Below are 22,160 nucleotides of genomic sequence, written 5' to 3'. Positions count from 1 at the left end.
GCGGGCTGCAATGATTAAGACAGCAAGGCAGACAAGGCTTTCCGCGCAGCAGGCTGAACGTCATACGGGCACTGATAATCCATGTTTTCAATCGCGCGGGTGTAGAGCGCAACCAGCCAGTCATAAACATAGGCTGTCGCCGCATGGACAGGCTGCTCGCCAAGTCGGGTAAGACGGGGAGAAGCGCTGCTCACAACTGGCGTCACAAAAATTGGCTGACCTTTGCGGATCCGGCTTGCAGGCCGTTCAGAAACGGGCGTCATTTCATAGCCAAGCCAGCTAATGAAATTGCCTGTCGCGGCATGCAGCTGCGCGGCACTGCTTTTATCTTTTTCTGCAATGCGTTGCAGTTGCAGCGGCAGATCCAGCCGGTAGCTGGTAACGATCAGCACATCCGCAATCTGCTGTAATACCTCTGCGTCCAGGCCCAGACGGGCAGCCGCCGCGTCGTTGCGACTCCACTGACGAAGATGGTTAACCCACACGTTATGGGCCAGCCGCGCCTTGTCTTTGGTCTGCAACGCGCCTGGATTTTCCTGCGTCTCTTCCGCAAACAGATCGATAACATCGTTAAACAGGCCGTTGACCTGTTCCTCACGAGGCTGGTGAACGGTCAGCAGCGTCTCAAACGCGTTTAACGGCGGCAGAAGTCCCTCAAGCAGTTCACCATGACGAGCGGCACTGCCTTGCAGCGTTCGGACCATTTTTTCGGCCTGTGCCCGCCCTGCGCCTGGCTCCTGAGTGAGAGGCGCGACATATGGGCGAATCAGCGTCGACAGCGACTCTTGTAACAGCCTTTTCAGCGCGCGGAGACGCTTCTGGCGCTGTGCCGGCAGGGTAGCCTGCGACAGCCACTCAATCACCCGCTGCATGCTGTGGGTATCGAGCGCCTGGAGCGTGCCCCAGCGCAGACCCGGCTGGCCCAGCAATTGCTGCACCGCTTCGTCCAGATTCTGCTTTGTGGTAAACCGCGCATCATGAGGGGTAATGGCCCAGACCAGCCCCGGCAATGCGGATTCTTCAACCGGCTGCGTCTCTTTGACCCAGTTTTGCAGGAGCCTTGCCGTTTTCGCGGTCTGCTGGTGGTGCGCCGTCGCATTGCAGATAACCAGGACATCCGGCTGAATGTGCTGACGATAATGCTCCAGCAACCACAGGCATTTTGCCTGCATCATCAGCGGCGTGTTTTCCTCAGAAATGGCCGGAATATCAATGACGTCAACGTTATCCAGCACGCAGTTCTCAACGGGCAGCTCCACTTCGCGGGTCAGAGATGCCAGTACATCGACGGGCAGGCTAATGGCGTTAAGCAGCTCGCCGTTTTTTACCGGATGAAGCAGTGTTTCCTGTGCTTCCGGCACGGTAAACGCCCCGTGCGTAAGGAAGCCTTCGCAGGGCAGACCAAAGCTGTCCACCAGCAGACTCAACGGCGCCGCAAGCGCGCTGGCATGGCTGGTTTGATGCAGCACCTGGGCGAATTTAAGCCACTGCTGGGTTAACTCCTGCTGCTCACCCCACAGCAGAGACCAGACGCTGGCGCGGGTGCTGAGATCAAGCGACGGAACCAGCAGGGCAAACTGGTGCCACAGGGCATCATCAATATGCTGCTTAGAGCCGGGTACTACGCTTTGCCAGAACCGGGCAATGGTCGCGACTTCCCGCGCCGTCATTCCCGGCACGCTCTGCGGTTGACGCAGCGCCCGCCACTTCTCAAGCCGGGCTTCAATCACCGATTTATCCACCGCGCGGATCTGCGGATCCAGCGTGGTGCGCGCGATAAACAGCTGCACCAGCTCGGCCTCCGTTACCAGGCGCAGGCGCAGGGGAAACGCGTCGTCTGCGACCTCGCGGGACGCTCTGCTGAAACGCACGGCCATGTTGGTCGGTGCATGCCCGGGGTTAATATGCGAGAAGTAATCAAACGTGCGTTGACCCGGCGTAACGTTCAGCCGTTCGTCGCCGCTGCCGCACAGGGCAGCCAGCAGGTGCGCTTTCGCGGCCTGCGAGTGGCCATATAAGCCGATACTGCCCTGGCTGACAAGGGCGCGATCGAGCGCCTCTTCACGCGCGCTTACTGCGTTAAGGCGGGCAAGCAGGGCGTCGGCTTCGTTATCCAGCATCGGGGCGTGCTGTCGCGTCTCGTTGATCCACCCGATTAAGGCCTGAGTGGTGGCAGTCGTCGCAGTCATTTGAGGTATACGCTCCCGCTGTCGATCCAGTAGTGGCTGCCGCTGTGTCGGCGATCGGCCAGAGTATTCAGTTTAAAGGTCAGGGCATCCGGCGGCACTGGCGTGCCGTCCTGTAGCCAGGCATCACTCAGCTCGAAAGATTCCGGGCCTTCCTGCTTAGTGCCGCCACGCAGCTTCAGGCGCACGTTCAGTACGCCGTCGCCCGCAATGGCTTTCGCCAGCTCGGCTGAGTTGATGCTCAGGGTATAGAGCGGCGTCGCGGGCCAGCGGGCATTGGCCAACTGCCGGAAGCCGAGCGTAACGTTGCCGCGCAGCGGGAAGTGCAGACGGGCGTCCAGTTTCGCGCCGGGTTTATCGAGGTCGATATCGTGATACCAGACGTTCTCGTCCCGCAGGGTATTGATCGTGTTATCCAGCACGCCCAGATAGCGCACCGTAGAGTACGCGCCGATATCCGCTGCTTTAAAGTTAAAGCGCGGCAGACGAAGATCCAGCGCCAGGCTACAGAGCATCGCTCCCACCGCAGCGGTGGATTTCGGGTTGCCGATCCGTCCCTGCTGGCTGAACGGATACCATTCATGAACCTGGTATTTATCCAGCCAGACGATGCGGTTGACGGGCACCGGTTGCAGGTGGCGAATCAAGGCCTGAACGCCCGGCAGACAGCCCGGCCGTCCCGTGATAAGCAGGATATCGCAGCTGTAATGAGAGATCGCCTCACATACCGCATGAAGCGGGGCGGCAAGCGTGAACTGACCCGCCAGCATGGCGTCCCGCATCTCCCGGAAGCTGACGTGCAGCGGTACGCTGAACAGATCAAAGTGTTCTGAGCCGGCAGGCAACGCATGGTCGATCGCCTGCTGGAGATAATTCATCACGTTGCGCGTCGGTTTTTGCGCAAGCAGATCGCCAAAGGTGGCATGCAGCCCGGCCAGCGGATCGTCAACATCGCTCGATTCCCACGCCGCCAGGATCGCGTGACCGATCGGCATAAAGAGCTGAAGCGCCGTCTGCTGGCGCAGGATCGCCTGGGTATCGATCCGCCCGGAGTCACCGAACAGGGATGCCATCAGCTGGGAGGCATCGGCTATGCCGGATTTCTGAAGCTGGGTTTGCAGGGCGGGCAGAACGTAGCGCTGGATCACGTCCAGCAGCGTGTCGTCGCCAGCGACCTTGAACCCTTCGCGGAACAGCAGCTGCGGGGTGATTTTGACGTTATTCCCGGAACCATCATCTAACTGATAGTGCGTGATGGCCATATCCGTCGTGCCGCCGCCGATATCAATCGAGGCCACGCGCAGCGCACGCCCCGGCTGGACGCCAGGCTCAGGCGCGCGATCCGGACGGGCGAGGGAGGCGAAAAAGGCCTCGGTCTGGCCACCAAAATGGGAAATGGCTTCGTTATACAGCCACACCAGCTGGCCGCAGCTGGCCTCGTCCCACTCCATCTGGATCTCAGGGACCGGCACCACGCTTTTTTCCTGCTGCTTGCGGCTGGCAAAATCTTCATCCTGCGGGTGCCAGCCCATCGCTTTCCAGACGATGGCGATGGCTTCGAACATGCGGCGACGGAAAATCTCGCGCTCCTGTTTCGGCATTGCCGACGGCAGGGTAAGGATCAGCGTCCGCAGCTGGCGCGGAGAGGCCGGGAAGCCGAGCCGCAGGCGGGTGGCCACGCTGTTAATCTGGCCAAGCGCCTGAGCCAGCAGCTCGCAGAGCATGTGCGTCATCAGGGTGCTGCGGCTGTACTGCGGAGAGAACACCGGCAGGCGCTCATCCTGCGGCAGCGTAAAGAGCGGTTCCCCGTCGTCGTTCATCAGGTTCATCAGCGGAAACGCAGTTGCCAGCGGTTCGCGCTGGGTTTTGCTGTTCATCTGGCTAAAGCGCCAGTCCTGCACCACCGGCGTCTCGTCCCACAGATAGCGACGCGGGCTGGAGATGCCGCTGTTGCCTTCCGTGCCCAGACGCTGCATCGCCAGCTTACGCGCTTCATCACCCACGCGGACAATCGACGGCCAGACGAACGCATCCTCCCGGCCGCTTTCCACGGAGAAGTGCTGTTTGCCAAAACGCGCTTCAGAAAACTCAAGTCGGCTGGTAAACAGCGGCTCATTCAGGAACTGCGGCTCACTCAGAGATCGTACCTGAAGTTCAGCCGTCTGGCGCAGGCCGTCGTTGGCATCACCATGATCTTCAATAATCACGCCGCAGGTATGGGTGTTGCCTACGTCAAGGATCAGATCGACAGGAATAGCAGGGGTGCTCAGGGTATGGGTGACAAACTTCACTTCCGGCACGGTGAGTTGTTCACCGAGCATGGAGAGCAGGTTGAGCCAGTGCGCCTGATATTCAAAGCTGCGCATGGCCTGATGCAGCTCGCGCTCGGAGCGTTTTTCAACCCCGTCGGCAAACTGCGTGAAGGCTTCGCGCAGCCAGCCGTCAATCCAGGTCTGGTCGAGGAAACTCTCAACCTCACTGTCGCGCCAGGCGAGCGCGAAACGCGTGCCGTTCAGGATATCGTTTTCAACCGGCGACAGGGCAGACGTCGCATGCTCTGCAATCTGGCTGTCGAGCGCGACGGTGACCCGGTGCGTATTGCCAGCTGCGTCGGGCGTGGAAAGCTTTCTTACCTGGACGCGCGCCCAGTTATCCGGGCCTTCAACAAACGTCCGCGGCGGGTTAAAGCGCAGGAAAGGGATCGGCAGCCAGACGCCGTCCAGCACGGTCAGGGAGTCATGCAGTGGAATGGTGCTTTCAGGCTTGACCACTTCCGGCTGCCCGCCATCGGTGGCAGGGAGCGTGTACCGGCCGTTAACCAGGTCAAAATCCAGACGCAGCAGCGGGCCATTTGCTGTTTTACGCACGAAACGACCGTTGCTGGCGGTGTCCTGCGGAGTCAGGCCAAAATCGAGAAACTGCACGCCGCTGTTAGCAATCAGCGTCACGCTCTGTTTATAGTCGCAAAGATTAACCAGCATAGGATCAGACACCTGCTTTCTTGAACGTCAGAGGAACGACGGTGTTGGCATCGTAACGTGCGGTGCATTCCGCCACATCGCTGGCACCTGCCTTACAGGTCACTTCCGGCATCGGATAGCGTGAACCGTCGGTGCAATGCGCGTTTCCGCGCGTTTTGATCAACAGCTCGCCGTTGCTGTGTAATCCGGAAAAGACGTCTACCCGGCAGACAATGTTGTCGCCATGCACGACCCGGGCGAAACCTTTATTGTTCTGGATCTGGTAGCGCAGCGACGGCGGTTTGCCGGTGAGCGGATCCTGCACATCGAGAAACGCGCGCCAGGTGCCGTTCAGGAAGCGCGTTAACCCCGCTTTGACCTGGTTTGCCTCCATCACCATCGCATCTTTCGGTATCGCGGTAATGACCACCGGTTCGGCTGCCGGGGCAGGCGTTTTCACCTTCGGCTCTACCACTTCGGCCTGGTGCAGCGGGAGTTTCAGTTCAAGCGGCTCAACCGACTTTATGGGGGCCGGAGCAATGGCGACGGGTACTGGCGCTGGTGTGGCAACAGGCGCTGCGATTGGGGCCTGTTTTGGCCAGAGCAGCGGGGTGGCGATGGCTGCAATAATGACGGCGGCAACCGGCAGCAACCACAGGGGGGAGCGACGTTTTTTCTGTATGGCCGCCGGTGCGGGCTCTGGCGGCGCGGCGTTCATGCGCACCGGCTCTGGCGTATACAGTTCATCGTCGGTGATACGGACTGTAGTCACAGGCGTGATAAGCGGCGCGTCGGCCTGCTCAAAGGTCACCACCGGGGCCGGTTCTGGCTCCGGTTCAGGTTCAGGCTCGTTAATCACCACTGGCTCAGGTTCAGTGACCAACGATTCGCGCAGGCAGTCCAGCACGTCATCGCGCGCGTTTTCGTTAAGGTTGACGAAACCCCAGAAGCAGATCACCGGTTTGCCATCCACCAGGAAAACAAAGTTTTCACCGGGAAACTGAAAGGCTTTTGAGAGCAGAGAGCCAAACAGTTGCTGCGCCGTTTTCGGTGACTGAAGGCATTTTTTACTCAGCGACTCCACGCTGGTGAGCGTGTTTTCCAGATAGCGCAGGGCGCGATAACGATCATCTTCATCCGCCGCCTTCCAGCTGGAGACGGTTCCCTCAACCGGGGAGTACCAGTCAACGCGATCGCCGCCGTCGTTGACCTGGGGGATGGCCAGGCAATCAACGATAGCCTGTTGTTTGCGCAACCGAAGCGCTTCGCGGATTTGCAGCGCTGATTCAAAAACGGCCTGTCCGCCGCCGCCAACGGCCTGAAAATCATCCAGATTACCGCTGCGTAAAAGTGTTTTTGCCACGATTTGGTCCTGTAGACTTTTTCACGCCATTACTTTAGCGAATCAGGTAAGCAAGCAAACGGCTGAGGAGACGGCAAAAGGGACGATTTCTTGCGGCATTGATCGTGACGGTTGTGCTTGACGAATAATGGACCTTAAGGCAAATCGGTTTCTGCGGGCTGATGCTAAAACCAGCGAAATGTACGGCTTTAGAATAACCTGATAGTGATTCGTTATTTGTCAGGCCAAAACGTCTGTGCTGTTATTACTGTTCACTATAATAAAACCGAAAGGGTAATAACCATGTCTACAGGGAAAACCGTGCTCGCCCTCGCGCTGAGCGCGCTGCTACCGGCAAGCGCCGCATGGGCGGCAAACAAAGACACCATTATCTACTGCTCCGAGGCGTCGCCGGAGTCGTTTAACCCGCAGATCGCCAGCTCTGGGCCCTCATTTGTCGCCAGCTCGCAAACGCTGTATAACCGTCTGATTAACTTCGACCCGGTAAAAAACACGCCGGTGCCTTCTCTGGCCGAGTCGTGGACCATTTCGCCAGACGGCAAAACATACACGTTTACCCTGCGTAAAGGGGTAAAGTTCAACAGCAATAAATACTTCAAACCGACCCGTGATTTTAACGCTGATGACGTTATTTTCTCCGTTATGCGTCAGAAAGACCCTAAGCATCCCTATCACAATGTTTCCCAGGGTAATTACGAATACTTCAATGACGTGGGCCTCGACAAGCTCATTCAGGATGTGAAAAAGATCGACGATTATCACGTTCAGTTCACGCTGAGTGAACCCAACGCGGCGTTCCTGGCCGACTGGGGAATGGACTTCGCCTCGATCCTCTCTGCCGAGTACGCGGACGCGATGCTGAAAAAGGGTACGCCTGAAAATGTGGATACCTGGCCAATCGGCACCGGCCCGTATGTGCTTCAGCAGTACAAGGTGGATTCGCTGATCCGCTACGTCGCCAATCCGAACTACTGGGAGGGAGAGGTGCCGACCAAACACCTGATCTTCTCCATCACGCCAAACGTTGAGACGCGTCTGGCTAAGCTGCAAACAAACGAGTGTCAGATCATTCCTGCGCCGTCGCCGGTGCAGTTTGAAGCGATCAAGAAAAACAAAGACCTGACCCTGCACTCGGTGGATGCGCTGAACGTGGGGTACCTGGCGTTCAACACGGAGAAAAAACCGTTTGATAACGTGCTGGTGCGCCAGGCTCTGAATTACGCAACGGACAAAAAGGCCATTGTTAACGCGGTCTTTATGGGGTCTGGTACGGTCGCTAAATCGCCGATCCCGCCGAACATGCTCGGCTTTAACAAAGACCTGAAGGATTACGGCTACGATCCGGAAAAAGCGAAAGCGCTGCTGAAGCAGGCGGGTCTGGATAAGGGCGCGGAAGTGACCCTCTGGTCCATGCCGGTTCAGCGTCCGTACAACCCGAACTCGCGACGCATTGCGGAGATGATCCAGGCTGACTGGGCGAAAGTGGGCGTGAAGGCGAAAATCGTCTCATACGAGTGGGGGGAATATCTCTCCGGCATGCGTAAAGGCGAGCATGATTCCGCGCTGTTCGGCTGGATGTCTGATAACGGCGATCCGGACAACTTCGCCGATGTGCTGCTGGGTTGTAACAGCATCAAAACCGGATCTAACGCCGCGCGCTGGTGTGATAAGGGGTATGATGAGCTGGTGCAAAAGGCCAAACTGACCAGCAACCCGGACGAACGTGCGAAGCTGTATGGCCAGGCACAGGAGATTTTCTACCAGCAGGCACCGTGGATTGCGTTAGCTAACGGCAAAACGTTCTACGCGACCCGCAGCAACGTGACCGGGTACAGCGTGAGTCTGATGGGCAGTGACTTCTCGAAAGCGAAGCTGAACTGATCGTATTCTTGCCGGGTGGCGGCTATGCCTTACCCGGCCTACAGTTACCACCCGTAGGCCCGGTAAGCGTAGCGCCACCGGGCATTTGGAAAGGAGTGACAATGTCACATTTAAACGATGTTATCGCCCGCGTCGATGCCGCCATCGAAGAGAGCATAATTACCCACATGAACGAACTGCTGATCGAATTAAGCGACGATGCAGAGCTCAGCCGTGAAGATCGCTATACCCAGCAGCAGCGCCTGCGTACCGCGATTGCGCATCATGGTAAGCAGCATAAAGAAGAGGCGGAGGCGCGCCATGCCCACCTCACGCAGGGTGGGACTATCCTGTAAGGGTTAAAACTGGCGCCGTGCCACCAGCCAGGCGCCGACCACCAGCATCGCTGCGCCGCAGACCGGGCCTACCAGCGCGCGCAGGGGAACGCCGTTGCTCTTGAGGATGTCCATCACCAGGCCGCCAATCAGCTGGCTTGCTACCAGCACGGCAATGGTCGTTGCCGCGCCCACATTCTGATACCCGCTAATACTGGCAAAGACAAAAAATGACCCCAGCAGGCCGGGGATCAGCGTCCACCAGCGCACCGTCGACGCCAGTTCGCTAAACCCCGCCAGGCCATTTTTCACCAGCAAAAGGCTGACAAACAGCACAATCCCCACCAGCGAGTTCAGCAGCATGGCGATAAGAATAGTGGAAGAGGATTGCGTAATGCGCACCATCAGGGTGTTTTGTACCACCAGCCCAATCCCGGCGGCCACCAGAAACGCTAACGTCAACGATTGATTCATGGCAGAGCATCCGGATCGCTGCGCTCATCGAGCTGGAGTTGCATAAAGGTTAAATCCAGCCAGCGACCGAATTTGGTTCCCACCTGCGGCATATTTCCGGTGGTAATAAAGCCCAGGGTTTCATGCAGATGAATCGACGCCTGGTTCTGCGCCTCGATACCGGCAACCATCACATGTTTACCAATCTGGCGGGCTTCCTTGATTAATTCCGTCATCAGCAGCCGACCGATGCCTTTGCCCTGATGATCGGGATGAACGTAAACCGAGTGCTCCACCGTATGGCGAAAACCGTCGAACGCTCGCCAGTCGCCAAATGAGGCGTATCCGGTCACAACACCTTCTTCTTCACTGACCAGCACCGGATAACCCAACAGCGTGCGCGCCTCAAACCATGCAATACGGTTATCGGTGTCGACAGTTGTATCGTTCCAGATGGCGGCGGTGTGCAGCACCGCATGGTTATAAATTTCACCGATAGCGGCACAATCTTCTTTGCAGGCATGACGAACGATCATGGTTAACCTCTGGCTGTGTTGTTTACTATAGTAGTACGATTCACTCACAATATTACACAGTTCTTGTGTTGCATCGCTACGACAAAATCCCTATTTTTTTGTCACCAAACTGCCCCGAAAAACCATCCGTACACTATAGTATGACGTCATGAACACAATGACAGACAATATGAATCAACGCATTAGCGCCCGCATACGCCTTGAACGCGAGTCGCGGGGCTGGTCATTAAGCGAACTGGCCGAACGGGCAGGTATTTCACGCGCCATGATCCATAAGATTGAACGGGGGGACAGTAGCCCAACGGCGACGCTACTTGCCCGGTTATCCGGTGCCTTCGGTATTAGCATGTCTACGCTCATTGCGCGCGCGGAAATGCAGGAGGGCAAACTGTTACGTCTGGCGAACCAGCCCGTCTGGCGCGATCCGCAAACCCACTATTTACGTCGTCATGTGTCGCCGCGCAGCGATATGCCTATTGACCTCGTCCAGGTGGAACTGCCCGCGGGCAGCGATGTGCCGATGCCCGCCTCCTCTTATGCGCTGGCGCGACAGCTGATTTGGTTGCAGGCAGGTGAACTGGTCTTTCTGGAGGGGGACACCCGCCATGAAATGAAGGCCGGAGATTGTCTGGAACTCGGGCCGCCGAACGACTGCCGGTTTATTAACGAAACGGATGAATCGTGCCTTTATCTGGTCGTGCGGCTTAATCAGTCCGGCTCATAATGCAAAGGCGATCCGCAGGATAACGTGCCAGACTTGAATGACATTTTCAGCTGTAAGGAGCGATGAATGAGTCAATCAACTACGCAAAACCGACGCTGGGTACTGGCTTCCCGTCCACACGGCGCACCGGTTGCCGAAAATTTCCGCCTGGAAGAGCAGCCGATCCCCACGCCCGCAGAGGGGCAGGTGTTATTACGCACCGTATGGCTCTCGCTTGATCCGTACATGCGTGGCCGTATGAGCGATGCGCCATCCTATTCACCTCCTGTCGAGATTGGCGCGGTGATGGTGGGCGGCACGGTAAGCCGCGTCGAGACCTCCCGCCATCCGGATTATAAAGAGGGCGAGTGGGTTCTGGGCTACAGCGGCTGGCAGGAGTATGAACTTTCCGACGGGAAAGGGCTGGTCAGGCTGGGCGAAAACCCGTCGCACCCTTCATGGGCACTCGGCGTGCTGGGAATGCCGGGCTTCACCGCGTATATGGGGCTGCTTGATATCGGCCAGCCTCAGGCGGGGGAAACGCTTGTCGTGGCGGCAGCCACGGGGCCGGTCGCCGCAACGGTGGGGCAGATCGGTAAAATCAAGGGGTGCCGGGTTATCGGCGTGGCCGGCGGGGAGGAGAAATGCCGCCATGCGGTCGACGTGCTCGGTTTCGACGCCTGTCTGGATCACCATGCGGATGATTTTTCCGAACAGCTGGCGAAAGCCTGCCCGCAGGGCATTGACGTGTATTATGAAAACGTCGGCGGTAAAGTCTTTGACGCCGTACTGCCGCTCCTGAATACCTCCGCGCGCGTACCTGTTTGCGGACTGGTCAGCGGCTACAACGCGACCAACCTGCCGGATGGTCCGGATCGCTTGCCGCTGCTGATGGGGACCATCCTCAAAAAACGCATCCGCATGCAGGGCTTTATCATCGCTCAGGACTATGGTCATCGTATCGACGAGTTCCAGCAGGAAATGGGACGCTGGGTGAAGGAAGGCAAAATTCACTATCGCGAGCAGGTCACCGAAGGGCTGGACGCGGCGCCGGAGGCGCTGATTGGGCTGCTGGAAGGGAAAAACTTCGGCAAGGTCGTGATCCGCGTGGCGGCGGACTAAACAGAGCATCGGTTATGGCGGGCAAAGTCCGCCATAATTATTTGTGAAGATACGATATATTGTCTTTAATTAATCCATAAGCATTGCGCGCCATCGGCCCAGCTGAGCCAGAAGTGGTAAACGTAATATTAATTGAACAATTTTTATTTTAACGCGCGCCCTTCATACCAGGCATGACGATACAGGATATATCAAACCGGCGATGTTTTTTTAAACAGTCGCTGAAAATGGCATTTTGTTTTGGCTACGGGAATTAAACATGCTTGATTTGGAAAACCTGGAAAAAGCACAAAGAATCAGTCTGACGATGCAAGTTGAGAACAGTTTAAAGGGAGCGTTAATTACGGGCTCATTAAAACCTGGGGCTCGACTCATCACGAAAGAGATTGCGGATAAATTAGGCACCAGCATCACACCGGTGCGCGAAGCCCTGCTGCGCCTGGTGTCGGCAGGCGCATTACAGGCCACGCCTGCTCAGGCGTTTTTGGTGCCAGAGGTTACGCTGGAGCGTTATAACGAAATTAACGCCATTCGAAAACAGCTTGAGCCGATGGCCGTTGCGGCGGCGTGTCAGAATATGACCGAGACCAAACTGGATGCATTACGCGCGCTGTCAGATAACTTCAGCACCGCCATGCATCAGGGCGATGTGCAGAAGGCGATCCATGCCAACCGCGTGTTCCGGTTTACGCTTTATCAGTATGCCGAAATGCCGACCCTGAACTCGCTGATTGAGCAGCTCTGGGTACGGATTGGTCCGTGTATCAACTACCTGCACGAAGAGATGAAAGATATCCCTGCAACGACTTACCATTATGCCGATCTGCTTTCTGCGCTTGAGCAAAGGGACGTGACGGCCAGTCGGGAAGCGATCGACCGAGCCATTGATGAAGCTAATATCCTCCTGCAACGGCAATACTACAGTTAAGGATCGCACTGGCGCACTTATTTTTTTATTCGTTTTAAACTTCCCTGAGTATATTCCCGGCGCTTAAGGCTACCGGGAATGATGTTATTTTTTTACCGGCAACGTGCGCTGCCGGAAAATGTTTTACTCAAAGCGATAAGAGACCGACAGGCCCACGCCATAGTTACGGCCAGGGGCGGGTTCGTAATAGCGATTGTAGCCGGCGTTTACAATCTCTGAACCGACGTACTCTTTATCAAACAGGTTATCGACGCGACCAAAGATGTCCATTCCCCATTTGCCGTAATTGAGTTTATACCCGGTATTCAGACCGACCACGGTATAAGAGGGCGCTTTGGCGGTATTGGTGTCGTTTGCCATCACGTCGCTCATGTAGCGGGCATCTGCCCCCGCGTACCAGCCTTCCTCAGGCTCCCAGCCAAACGACGCATACCCCATGTTACGGGCAATCCCCGGCATCCGGTTGCCGCTACAGTCTGCATTGTTACAGACGTTGGTACGGTAGGTCGCATCGAGATAGGTCCACGCCATTTTCAGCTTCCAGTTTTCGGCAAACTGCTGGTCGAGCGCAATTTCCACACCCTGACGACGCGTTTTCCCCGCATTTTTGTAGGTAGTGCGACCATCTTTGTTTTCGTCCACCACGATCTCGTTGTCGGTATCCGTGCGGAACAGCGCCGCCGTCAGGATGCCATTACCGATGCGGGTTTTGCTGCCAATCTCATAGGTGTTGTTGGTTGACGGTTGCAGATTAATATTGAGGCCGCCTTTGCCATCAGAACGGTAGGAGAGTTCGTTGATGGTCGGGGTCTCAAATCCACGTCCCGCCGCGGCATAAAGGTTCCAGGCGTCGGTCACGGCGTATTTCACCGCACCAGCCGGGAGCCATTTATGGTAGCTGGCGTCACCGCTGTCATCGCCGTTTTGCGGGGTAATGTAATGATCGTTGGAGTCAAACCAGACGGAGCTGTAACGCACGCCCGCCTCAACGGACAGCTTTTGCGTGAGCTGCCACTGGGTTTGCAGGTAGGGATCAAGGTTCCACATCAGGTTACGTTCGTCACGGCGTTTGTTACCCTTCACGCCAAAATCCGGCACGCCGTTGTTCATCACAAAGTTTTCATACCCGCGGCGATTTTCACTCATATTTTCGTAGTTAAGGCCGGTGGTAAACGTTACCGGCACCAGCAGCAGCTCGCCGCGGTGGGTCCAGCGGGTATCAATACCCTGATAATGGCGCTGCATATCAATTACGCCGCCCGAATGCGCAGGATTTTCAGTCTGCGTGGTATCCGGAATGGACTGGTACTGGGTCATTTCACGCTCACCGGCGTACATCATCACGCTGAGGTCGTCCTGTTCGCTCAGCTGACGGTCGTAGCGGATCCCAGCCTGGGTCTGCTTAATGGTTTTACGCGTATTGTACTGATCGCCACGGGGTGACTGGCGCGGGTTGTTCTGCCACTCCTGATAACTCAGTCCGCCCGGATCGTTGGCTTTCATGTCCACGCTGTTAAAAATCAGCGTTAGCTTGCTGGCATCATCAATGCGCACGCCCAGTTTCGCGTTGGCGAGGTTTTTCCGTGCGCCGCTGTGGTCACGATAGCCATGGGTGGTGAAGCGGGTGGTGGATACCGCATAGTCCACATCCCCCGCCTGAGTCCCGTCGCCCACCGCACCGGTGGCCTTCATGCCGTAACGCCAGGTGCCGTAGCTGCCGTAATAGCTGCTGGCTTCAATTGTGGCTGGCTGTTGTCCGGTCTGGGTGTTGATGTTGATCACGCCGCCGGAGGCATTGCCGTACAGGGCAGAGAAGGGGCCGCGCAGCACGTCGACGCTCTCAATGCTGTTGAGGTCAATGTTTGACGTCTGCCCCTGGCCGTCGGGCATGGTTGCCGGAATGCCGTCCACGTACATGCGGATCCCGCGTACGCCGAAGGTCGAACGCGCGCCGAATCCGCGAACGGAAAGTTGCAGATCCTGAGCATAGTTCTGGCGGTTCTGGATTTGCAGGCCTGGTACGCTCCCAAGGGATTCAGAAAGGTTGATGCGCGGTGTGGCATGTCGCATATCCTCGCCGCTCACCACGCTGACTGCGGCCGGGGTGTCCAGTTCGGAGACGGTTTGCGGCGTGGCGCTGACGATCAGGGTCTGTTCATCCGCGGCCATCGCACTCAGCGGGCCAAAAATGACGGGAACGAAGAGCAGTGGTAGTGATGCCTTACGGGCAGTAATAATTTTCATGGAGTAAACCGGTTAAGAAAAATTCGAACCAAATCAACTGGAACCTGTGTATATATGTTAAATCCTTTGTAAATGTTATGAAAACTATAACCGCACATTTCGTGAATGTAAGGTTTTGAAGGAAAGAAATACTCCACATTCAACTCATTAATGATTACTATTCTCATTAAAATAACGGCAAAGCGATGACTTTGCCCACCGGAAGTGATGTCAGCGGTAAATCTCCTCATTTAAAAAGGAATTGTTATGTCTTTACGTCATCTGTGCTCGCCGCGCCTGCGTGGGTCTCTGCTGTTGGGCTCTTTACTGTTTGCCGGTACGTTCCAGGTTCATGCCGCTGAAGAGATGCTGCGCAAAGCGGTCGGCAAGGGCGCGTATGAAATGGCCGTCAGCCAGCAGGAAAACGCGCTGTGGGTTGCGACGTCACAAAGCCGCAAAACCGATAAGGGCGGCGTGGTCTATCGTCTGGATCCGGTCACGCTGGAAGTGACGCAGGCGATTCATAACGATCTCAAGCCGTTTGGCGCCACGATCGATAACGCCACCCAGACGCTGTGGTTCGGTAACACCGTCAACAGCGCCGTGACGGCGATTGACGCCAAAACGAGCGAGGTGAAAGGGCGCCTGGTGCTGGACGATCGCAAGCGTAGCGACACGGTGAAGCCGCTTCAGCCGCGCCAGCTGGTGGCCGATGACACGACCAATACGGTTTACATTACCGGTATCGGCAAGGAGAGCGTGATCTGGGTTGTTGATGGCGCAACGCTGAAGCTGAAGGACACTATCACGAACACCGGCACGTTCAGCACCGGGCTGGCGCTGGATGCGAAGGCAAAACGCCTGTATACCACCAATGCGGACGGCGAGCTGGTGACCATTGATACGGCAACCAACAAAATCCTCAGCCGTAAAAAAGTGCAGGATGACGGAAAAGAGCACTTCTACCTGAACCTGAGCCTGGACACTGCCGGCCAGCGTGCGTTTGTGACGGATTCAAAACAGCCAGAAGTGCTGGTGGTGAATCTGAAAGATGGCAGCGTGATGCAGAAAATCGCCGCGCCAGCATCGCTGGCCGTACTGTTTAACCCGGCGCGTAACGAAGCCTATGTGACGCACCGCGAGGCGGGCAAGGTGAGCGTGATTGACGCCAAAACCTACAAAGTGACCAGGACCTACGATACCCCGGTTTACCCGAACAGCCTGGCGCTGTCTGCGGACGGTAAAACGCTGTATGTAACGGTGAAACAGAAATCAACCCGTCAGCAGGAAGCGACCCAGCCTGACGATGTGATTCGTATCGCGCTGTGATGGTGGAATTGCCCGGTGGCGCTGCGCTTACCGGGCCTACAAAACCATGAGATGTAGGCCGGGTAAGGCGAAGCCGCCACCCGGCTTTTTTATTAACGCGAGGTTTCTTCTACCAGCGGTGCGTCGTGCTTTTCATCGTCGTGATGAAGCGGCGCGGTGCTGTGGATCTCGTGAACGCGCTTACGCACGCCGAACCAGCCAGCAATCAGCAGAACCGCCAGCAGTGGAATCGTCGCGATGGTGTAAGTACCGTTCGGGTAGTCAAACGCCATCAGTACCAGCACGCTGAACAGGAACAGCAGGGTGAGCCAGGAGGTCACCGGTGCGCCCGGCATCTTGAAGCACACATCAGCCGCTTTGCCTTCTTTGATCGCTTTGCGCAGACGCATCTGGCAGACCACAATAAAGGCCCAGGAGGCGATAATCCCCAGTGCAGCCACGTTCAGAACGATCTCAAATACGCGGGACGGCACCAGATAGTTCAGGAACACGCCAAAGACGTAAACCACCAGCGTGGCCAGAATCCCCGCATAAGGAACCTGCTGCCTGCTCATCTTCGACATAAACTTCGGCGCAGAGCCTCCCATCGACATGGAGCGCAGGATACGGCCCGTCGAATAGAGCCCGGAGTTCAGGCTGGAGAGCGCGGCGGTCAGTACCACTATGTTCATGATGCTGCCCACGTACGGCACGCCCAGCTTAGAGAAGAAGGTTACAAACGGGCTTTGCCCCGCCTGGTATGCATTCCACGGCAGCAGCAGCACCAGCAGCACCACGGAACCCACATAGAACAGACCGATACGCCAGATCACGCTGTTGATGGCTTTTGGCACCATCGTCTGCGGATCTTTACATTCGCCTGCCGCCGTACCGACCAGTTCGATGGAGGCAAAGGCGAACACCACCCCCTGTACCAGAACCAGCGCTGGCAGCAGGCCGTGCGGGAAGAAACCACCGTTATCGGTAATCAGGTGGAAGCCGGTTGCGTTACCGTCCAGTGGTTTACCGGTACCGAGGAATACGGTCCCGACCACCAGGAAGATCACAATGGCCAGCACCTTCACCAGTGCGAACCAGAACTCCATCTCGGCGAACCATTTCACGCCGATCATGTTCATGGTCCCGACAATTGCCAGCGCCCCAAGGGCGAACACCCACTGCGGCACATCGCCAAACGCGCCCCAGTAGTGCATGTACAGCGCAACGGCGGTGATATCGACGATACCGGTCATCGCCCAGTTAACGAAGTACATCCAGCCCGCGACATACGCGGCTTTTTCACCAAGAAACTCGCGGGCGTAAGAGACAAAGCTGCCGCTGGAAGGGCGGTGGAGTACCAGTTCGCCGAGGGCGCGAAGGATGAAGAAAGAGAAGATCCCGCACACCAGATATACCAGGGCGAGAGCGGGGCCAGCCATTTGCAGACGTGCGCCTGCACCTAAAAACAGACCTGTACCGATAGCGCCGCCGATGGCGATCATCTGCACCTGACGGTTGCCCATCGCCTTGTGATAGCCCTCTTCATGAGAGTTCAACCAGCGACGTTTCGCAGCATGATGATCGGCTGCGCTTTTATTGCTTGTTTTCATTGAGTTACCTGTTTGCCTGTCTGAACCATTAACGTGATAGTCCTGCCTGGCAGAAGCCGAAACAAACGATTGCTTCTGCGCAGACACATGCCGCCTTTCCAGTCATTCTGTGTATGGATAAGGCAAAACATGGCGAGGCATCCTACCCGCAATTGTTAAGTGACGCAAAATATAACCGTGTCGAAAGTGATGCTCGTCGAAGGAAATCGTGTGGTCAGAGCAGACGGCGATCACAACGCGCTGAATCGTGACGTTTTTTTAGGCAAAAAGGTCTGCGAATGCTGATTTAATCATCAGGTTTACTTAATAGTTACTTATAGGTAGAGCTTATGAATGCCGCAGGGCTGCAATAAGTAATGCAAACGCGGTAGTGTGCTGGCGGCGGCTCGGATAGTACAGATGGTATCCCGTAAAAGCCGGGCACCAGGCTTCAAGCACACGCACTAACCGGCTCTCAGCAAGGGCGTCCTGAACCGCATCTTCCGGGACGTACGCCAGCCCCAGACCGTTTTCGGCGGCATCGATGCGTTGCGGCAGGCTGTTGAGGTTCAGCTGGCCGTCAACCCGCACGCGCAGCTCACGTCCGTCCCGTTCAAATTCCCAGGCATATAATCCGCCGCGTGTGGGCAGGCGCATATTAATGCAGCGGTGCTGATCAAGCTGCTCCGGCGTTTCCGGTACGCCGAAACGTTGCAAATACTCTGCCGACCCGACGACCGCCATGCGCATGTCCGGCGCAATACGAACGGCAATCATATCTTTCGCCACCTGCTCACCCAGACGCACCCCCGCGTCAAAGCGGCCATCGACAATATCAGTCAGCCCATTGTCCACCGTGACTTCAACGTTGATATCAGGATACTGCGCCATAAAGGGTTTAAGCACAGGCCACAGCACCGCAGACATGGCGTGCTCCCCGGCGGTAAGGCGAATATTCCCGGCAGGTCTGTCGCGGGTATCACGCAGCGCGGTGAGTTCCTGTTCGATCTCCAGCAGATGGGGGCTTAAGCGCATGAGGAGTTGCTCGCCGGCCTCGGTAGGGGCCACGCTACGGGTGGTGCGGGTTAACAGACGGACTTCCAGCCTCGTTTCCAGATTGCGCATTGCGTGGCTGAGCGCCGACTGAGATACCCCAAGCTGCGCCGCGGCGCGGGTAAAGCTGCGCTCCCGGGCGACGACCATAAAGGAAAGCAGATCGTTGAAGTTGTCTTTTAACATGGCGGTTTACTCGATTTATGAAATGAATTCATGGTTCCTTTCTGATTATGCACTCTAATGCTCCCCATGGCTTTACGCTACTGTTAACGCAACAGCAAACGAGGAGTTAATCATGAAAATTATCCGTAGCGGTTCGTTACCTTCCGTTCAGGGGCCAGAGGCCTGGTTTACCGGCTGCGTGCGCATTGACGCGCCTTTCCAGGCGACTGAACCGGCAAAAGTCGGCGGCGCGACCGTCACCTTTGAACCCGGCGCACGTACCGCCTGGCATACGCATCCTCTTGGACAAACGCTGATCGTGACGCAGGGGCGCGGCTGGTTACAGGAGTGGGGGAAAGAGGCGGAACCCCTGAATCAGGGTGATATCGCCTGGATCCCACCCGGCGTGAAGCACTGGCACGGCGCAAGCGCGCAGACGGCCATGACCCATATCGCCATCGCAGAAGCTGTCGACGGGAGCCCGGTGGCATGGCTGGAGAAGGTCACCGACGAGCAGTATCCGAACGAGTAGTCTGGCGTTTCGTAAACAAATTATTAACGTTATGATTCGATCCGTTTTCTTCAGCATGTGCAGGCGGAACGGTGAAAATCAATATCATAGGCACCAGCGGAAGTGGGAAAAGCACGTTTGGCAGGCGAATCGCGGAGGCGCTGGCTATCCCTTACATTGAAATGGACAGGCTTTACTGGCGAGCGAACTGGCAGGGAACACCGGATGATGAGTTTCTTGCAACCCTGGAAAAAGCGCTCGCCGCCTCGCCTGACTGGGTCCTGGACGGGAATTACAACCGCACACGCGACGTTAAGTGGCGCGACGTCGATCTGGTGGTGTGGATAGATCGTGGGTTTATCCGCACGCTCTGGCAGGCGGTGACGCGGGCCTCCAGACGCGCCTGGCACAAACAGGAGCTCTGGCCCGGCACGGGGAACCGCGAAAGCTTTCGTCGGTCATTCCTTAGCAAGGACTCTATTATCATCTGGACGATCAAAACCTGGCGCAGCAACCGCAAACGATATGAGGAGGATATGCAAAACCCGCAGTACGCACACATTCGCTTTCTCCGCATTACCCGACGGCAGGATGCGGAAAGACTCATTGCCTCGCTTAAATCACGCCGATGACAGACTCTCTATTGCCGTTTTCCGGCAATCCAAATGTAAATTAATTGTTTCTCAGAGGTGAAATCCGCCTTTAATAATGACGACATGTTAAGTCAAACGAGAACGCAACATGTCATGGCGAATCAGCATTCTGGATAAAAGCCCCGTCGCAGAACACGAAACAGCCGCCGATGCGCTGGCGCGAACCTTAGCACTGGCGCAACAGGCAGAAACGCTGGGTTATCACCGCTTCTGGATTGCCGAACACCACAATACCCCGCAGCTTGCCAGCCCCTCGCCGGAGCTGCTGATTGCCTGGATCCTCGGGCAAACAAAACGTATTCGCGTGGGCTCAGGCGGCGTCATGCTGCAACATTACAGCCCCTATAAAGTCGCCGAAAATTTTAACGTACTGGCCGCCATTGCGCCGGGCCGGGTTGATCTGGGCGTTGGCAAAGCGCCCGGCGGTCTGCCGCTCTCTACCCGCGCCTTGCAGCACGGCCTTAATCCGCAGGAAAAAGGCAGCTTTGCTGAACAACTGACGCAGCTCGATCGCTGGATCCGCCCTGAAAATCAGTCAGCGGAGGAGGACGTTCGCGCCACGCCGCTGCCGCCGGTGCCTGCCCGGGGGTTTCTGCTGGGCGCCAGCACAGAAAGCGCGTTGCTGGCGGCCTCCCTCGACTGGCATTTTGTCTTTGCCGCCCATCTGAACGGTGATCCTGAGCTGCTGCGCGAGGTCGTCACAGCCTGGCGTCAACACAGCGTCCGGGAGGTGATTGTGGCCGTGCAGGCCATTGTTGCCCCAACCCAGGCTGAGGCCGATGCGCTGGCGCAGAAGGTTGAAGTGTGGGGCGTGGAGCTGGCAAACGGACAGCGCGTCACCGTCGCCAGCGAAGAACAGGCCTACGCCTTTGCGCGGCAGGCGGGGAGTGAACCGGTGCGCATCGCGCGTCGGGCGCAGTCTCTGCTGGCCGGAACGGCGGCGTCGGTGCTTGAACAGCTCAACGCGTTGCATCAGCAGTGGGGGATTGACGAATTTATCATCGACACGCCGGTCGCTGATGGCGCAACGCGCGTACAGTCCCTGCGACTGCTGGCCGAGGCGCGTCTTAACAGGGAGGTTACCGTATGAGCTTTAGCGAACAACTGATTGCCTGGCGCCGTGAGCTGCACCAGAACCCTGAACTCTCTGGTCAGGAGGTCGAAACAACGGCGCGCCTGCGCGAGTGGCTGACGGCAGCCGGGATTGCCCCGCTGCCTTACGATCTCCAGACCGGGCTGGTTGCGGAGATCGGCACGGGCAACGCACTGGTTGCGCTGCGCGCCGATATCGACGCGTTACCCATCGACGAGCGCAGCGGGGTGCCGTTTAGCTCCCGGCGCGCCGGGGTGATGCATGCCTGCGGACACGACATTCACACCAGCGTGATCCTCGGCGCCGCGCTAAAGCTGAAAGAGCGGGAAGCCTCGCTCAACGGTCGCGTGCGGATCCTGTTCCAGCCAGCGGAAGAGAATTTCGGCGGAGCGAAAAGCATGGTGCGGGCCGGGGCGTTACGCGACGTACGCGCGATTTTTGGGATGCATAACGAGCCGTCACTGCCGGTCGGCGAGTTTGCCACGCGCGGCGGCCCGTTCTATGCCAACGTTGATCGCTTCGTTATTCACGTGACCGGCAAAGGCGCGCATGCCGCACGTCCCCATGAAGGCAACGACGCCATCGTGCTCGCAAGCCAGCTGGTAACCGCGCTGCAAAGCGTAGCCAGCCGTAACGTCAACACGCTGGATTCGGTTGTTCTGAGCGTGACGCGCATCGCCGGGGGGAATACCTGGAACGTGCTGCCGGAAAGCGTTGAGCTGGAGGGCACGCTGCGCACGCACCGCACGGAAGTGCAGCAGAACGTGAAAGCGCGCGTCGGTGAAATCGCCGCCGGATTTGCCAGCGCCTTTAGCGCGCAAATCAACATCACCTGGTACGCCGGGCCCACCGCGCTGGTGAACGATGAGCACTGGGCCGGGTTTGCCACCTCGGTCGCGCGCGAAGCGGGATATGAAACCCGGCATGCGGAACTGCACATGGGCGGGGAGGATTTCGCGGTCTATCTGCAAAACATACCCGGCGCGTTTGTCAGCATTGGCAGCAACAGTCCGTTTGGGTTACATCACCCGGCATTTAACCCGGACGAAGCATTAATCGAACCCGCTGCCCGCTATTTTGCTCAGCTCGCGGAAAAAGCCCTGCAACACGTTTAATTAA

At 57.2% G+C, this 22,160-nt stretch carries 18 protein-coding genes; 10 read left to right on the top strand and 8 right to left on the bottom strand.

Going from position 1 to position 22,160, the window contains the following annotated elements; translation table 11 throughout:
- Positions 1–14: 14 nt before the first annotated feature.
- Genes L379_RS11290 through L379_RS11300 form a run of 3 tightly spaced genes read right to left on the bottom strand, consistent with a single transcriptional unit; the run spans position 15 to position 6,509 of the window.
- Positions 15–2,189, bottom strand: coding sequence for a virulence factor SrfC family protein (locus tag L379_RS11290; RefSeq protein ID WP_032653706.1), 2,175 nt, complete (start codon positions 2,187–2,189; stop codon positions 15–17).
- Positions 2,186–5,167 (bottom strand): virulence factor SrfB, encoded by a 2,982-nt coding sequence (locus L379_RS11295; RefSeq protein ID WP_032653703.1) that lies wholly within the window; start codon positions 5,165–5,167, stop codon positions 2,186–2,188. Before L379_RS11295 ends, L379_RS11290 begins: the two co-directional genes overlap by 4 nt.
- Before the next feature lie 4 nt (positions 5,168–5,171).
- Positions 5,172–6,509 carry an SrfA family protein gene (locus L379_RS11300; protein ID WP_032653700.1) on the bottom strand — a complete coding sequence of 446 codons (1,338 nt, stop codon included), beginning with the start codon at positions 6,507–6,509 and terminating at the stop codon, positions 5,172–5,174.
- A 282-nt stretch (positions 6,510–6,791) separates the two neighbouring features.
- Here L379_RS11300 and L379_RS11305 point away from each other — a divergent pair, with 282 nt between their 5' ends.
- A complete protein-coding gene (locus L379_RS11305) occupies positions 6,792–8,390 on the top strand; it encodes an ABC transporter substrate-binding protein (RefSeq protein WP_017382274.1) in 1,599 nt (532 codons plus the stop codon).
- Between the two features lie 101 nt (positions 8,391–8,491).
- Positions 8,492–8,725, top strand: coding sequence for a YdcY family protein (locus tag L379_RS11310; RefSeq protein WP_017382275.1), 234 nt, complete (start codon positions 8,492–8,494; stop codon positions 8,723–8,725).
- 3 nt (positions 8,726–8,728) lie between these two features.
- Here L379_RS11310 and L379_RS11315 read toward each other — a convergent pair whose 3' ends face one another.
- Positions 8,729–9,178: a DMT family transporter gene (locus tag L379_RS11315; RefSeq protein ID WP_017382276.1), complete on the bottom strand. Its 450-nt coding sequence runs from the start codon at positions 9,176–9,178 to the stop codon at positions 8,729–8,731.
- On the bottom strand, positions 9,175–9,693 hold the full coding sequence (locus L379_RS11320) for a GNAT family N-acetyltransferase (protein WP_003856975.1): 519 nt from the start codon (positions 9,691–9,693) through the stop codon (positions 9,175–9,177). The genes L379_RS11315 and L379_RS11320 overlap by 4 nt, the downstream gene beginning before the upstream one ends.
- 148 nt (positions 9,694–9,841) lie before the next feature.
- On the opposite strand from L379_RS11320, the gene L379_RS11325 reads away from it, so the two are divergent.
- From L379_RS11325 to L379_RS11335, 3 genes are all read left to right on the top strand, one after another.
- Positions 9,842–10,417: a helix-turn-helix domain-containing protein gene (locus tag L379_RS11325; protein WP_017382277.1), complete on the top strand. Its 576-nt coding sequence runs from the start codon at positions 9,842–9,844 to the stop codon at positions 10,415–10,417.
- A 66-nt stretch (positions 10,418–10,483) separates the two neighbouring features.
- Positions 10,484–11,518 (top strand): NADP-dependent oxidoreductase, encoded by a 1,035-nt coding sequence (locus L379_RS11330; protein WP_032653696.1) that lies wholly within the window; start codon positions 10,484–10,486, stop codon positions 11,516–11,518.
- A 259-nt stretch (positions 11,519–11,777) separates the two neighbouring features.
- Positions 11,778–12,446, top strand: a complete 669-nt coding sequence (locus L379_RS11335) for a GntR family transcriptional regulator (protein ID WP_003856981.1) — start codon at positions 11,778–11,780, stop codon at positions 12,444–12,446.
- 123 nt (positions 12,447–12,569) lie between these two features.
- Here the strand turns inward: L379_RS11335 and pqqU are convergent, their stop codons facing one another.
- Positions 12,570–14,690 carry a TonB-dependent receptor PqqU gene (gene pqqU, locus L379_RS11340; protein WP_032653693.1) on the bottom strand — a complete coding sequence of 707 codons (2,121 nt, stop codon included), beginning with the start codon at positions 14,688–14,690 and terminating at the stop codon, positions 12,570–12,572.
- 246 nt (positions 14,691–14,936) lie between these two features.
- On the opposite strand from pqqU, the gene L379_RS11345 reads away from it, so the two are divergent.
- On the top strand, positions 14,937–15,998 hold the full coding sequence (locus L379_RS11345) for a 7-bladed beta-propeller protein YncE (RefSeq protein WP_017382280.1): 1,062 nt from the start codon (positions 14,937–14,939) through the stop codon (positions 15,996–15,998).
- A 92-nt stretch (positions 15,999–16,090) separates the two neighbouring features.
- Here L379_RS11345 and ansP read toward each other — a convergent pair whose 3' ends face one another.
- Together ansP and L379_RS11355 are read right to left on the bottom strand one after the other, a co-directional pair.
- Entirely contained in the window at positions 16,091–17,587 is a 1,497-nt protein-coding gene (gene ansP, locus L379_RS11350; RefSeq protein WP_015570454.1) for an L-asparagine permease, read from the bottom strand.
- Between the two features lie 327 nt (positions 17,588–17,914).
- The gene (locus L379_RS11355; RefSeq protein ID WP_032653690.1) at positions 17,915–18,805 is read right to left on the bottom strand and encodes a LysR family transcriptional regulator; all 891 of its coding nucleotides are present in this window, start codon (positions 18,803–18,805) and stop codon (positions 17,915–17,917) included.
- 112 nt (positions 18,806–18,917) lie between these two features.
- Between L379_RS11355 and L379_RS11360 the strand changes: the two genes are divergently transcribed.
- The 4 genes from L379_RS11360 to L379_RS11375 all read left to right on the top strand — a co-directional run bounded on the left by L379_RS11360 (position 18,918) and on the right by L379_RS11375 (position 22,156).
- Positions 18,918–19,316 carry a (R)-mandelonitrile lyase gene (locus L379_RS11360; RefSeq protein ID WP_015570456.1) on the top strand — a complete coding sequence of 133 codons (399 nt, stop codon included), beginning with the start codon at positions 18,918–18,920 and terminating at the stop codon, positions 19,314–19,316.
- A 71-nt stretch (positions 19,317–19,387) separates the two neighbouring features.
- Positions 19,388–19,927, top strand: a complete 540-nt coding sequence (locus L379_RS11365; RefSeq protein ID WP_017382283.1) for a shikimate kinase — start codon at positions 19,388–19,390, stop codon at positions 19,925–19,927.
- Positions 19,928–20,036: 109 nt separating this feature from the next.
- Positions 20,037–21,038: an LLM class flavin-dependent oxidoreductase gene (locus L379_RS11370; protein ID WP_032653686.1), complete on the top strand. Its 1,002-nt coding sequence runs from the start codon at positions 20,037–20,039 to the stop codon at positions 21,036–21,038.
- Positions 21,035–22,156 carry an amidohydrolase gene (locus L379_RS11375; protein WP_017382285.1) on the top strand — a complete coding sequence of 374 codons (1,122 nt, stop codon included), beginning with the start codon at positions 21,035–21,037 and terminating at the stop codon, positions 22,154–22,156. Before L379_RS11370 ends, L379_RS11375 begins: the two co-directional genes overlap by 4 nt.
- Positions 22,157–22,160: the final 4 nt, after the last annotated feature.

The sequence above is a fragment of the Enterobacter sp. MGH 33 genome (assembly GCF_000534535.1).
Lineage (GTDB): Bacteria > Pseudomonadota > Gammaproteobacteria > Enterobacterales > Enterobacteriaceae > Enterobacter > Enterobacter hormaechei_C.
Note: the sequence above shows the minus strand (reverse complement) of the source record. Positions and strands in the feature narration are given on the sequence as shown.